The following is a 1,342-nucleotide window of genomic DNA, read 5'->3' on the forward strand; positions in this document are numbered from 1 at the left end:
CAAATACAGATACTTCTGTACGTATCGACGCTCCTGTAATCAATAAGGAGGCTTAATATGCCTGACAAAAACACAGCACCTGCGTCCAAGACTAAGACGATGAATAAAAAGCAGATGAAGATATGGTTTTTGATTCCGCTTATCGTCTTTGCAGGCTTTATCGTCATGCTTTATATGCGTTTAGGTCAGCCGACAGATATCGTGCCTAATACTGCGCTTGAGCGCCCTGTACCGACGTTTGAGCTACCGCTATTGTCAGATACGACGCGAGTCATGACCAATGATAATTTGCCCAAGCAGCCCTTTTTAATCAATGTTTGGGGCTCTTGGTGCCCTACTTGTATCGTTGAGCATCCATTTTTGATGGAGTTAGAAGAACGCGGCGTCAATATTGTGGGCATCAACTATAAAGATGAGATCGGTAATGCGCTAAGCTACCTAAACCAGCGCGGCGATCCATTCTCGATGTCTATCCAAGATCTATCAGGTCAATTTGCATTAGATTTAGGGTTAACCGGTGCACCCGAAACCTTTATCGTCGATGGCGAAGGGGTGATCCGTCAGCACATCATTGGTGAGATTAATGAGGCCAATTGGCAAGCGCGTATTATACCTTGTCTCATGGTACTCAATAAAGCCAATGAGACTGCTAGCACACCAGATCCTACTCAAGTTGAGGAGGCCTGCCAATGATCATTAGTAACTATAATGTCATCAATAAAAATGGCTTTAGTAAACGAGTCATAAGGTTGGCAAGCGTGTTGCTAGCTCTAGTACTATCTTTGGTAATAGGAGTGAATGCTAATGCGGCAATTGACGTCTATGATTTTGACTCAGTGCAGCAAGAAGCGCAGTACCGAGGCTTGATCGAGGAGCTACGCTGCCCTAAATGTCAAAACCAAAACCTAGCAGGATCTGACGCCCCTATCGCGCAAGATCTCAAACAAAAAACCTATGATATGGTCAAAGATGGCCGTAGTGATGGCGAGATTCGCGTTTATATGCAAGAGCGCTATGGCGACTTTATTAGCTACAAGCCGCCAGTACGCCCCTCAACTTGGATATTATGGTTTTTTCCGCCGCTGCTGTTGATTTTATTGATTGGTGGCTGGTTTTGGCAAAGTCGCCGTCGTCAAATTGTTGCTCGTGGTCAAACAGGTACTGCTGCCGAGCATACAGAGGCGTTGAGTGCGGCAGAAAAAGCGGAGCTGGATCGCTTACTATCACGAAGCAACGCGCGCGATAGAGTAGATCATGATATCACCAGCATAAAGGATAAAAAATGACCCTATTTTCTACTTTTGGCTTATTTATCGCCCTAAGCCTATTAATCAGCTTAGTA

General features: G+C 45.0%; 2 protein-coding genes. Both read left to right on the plus strand.

All coding sequences use genetic code 11. The features are described from left to right. Positions 1-57 precede the first annotated feature (57 nt). Positions 58-693, plus strand: a complete 636-nt coding sequence (locus tag ACTXGO_RS13890; RefSeq protein ID WP_443574932.1) for a DsbE family thiol:disulfide interchange protein — start codon at positions 58-60, stop codon at positions 691-693. Next, entirely contained in the window at positions 690-1,286 is a 597-nt protein-coding gene (locus ACTXGO_RS13895) for a cytochrome c-type biogenesis protein (RefSeq protein ID WP_317199894.1), read from the plus strand. Before ACTXGO_RS13890 ends, ACTXGO_RS13895 begins: the two co-directional genes overlap by 4 nt. The last annotated feature ends 56 nt before the right edge of the window (positions 1,287-1,342 follow it).

It is taken from the genome of Psychrobacter sp. T6-1 (assembly GCF_052258445.1).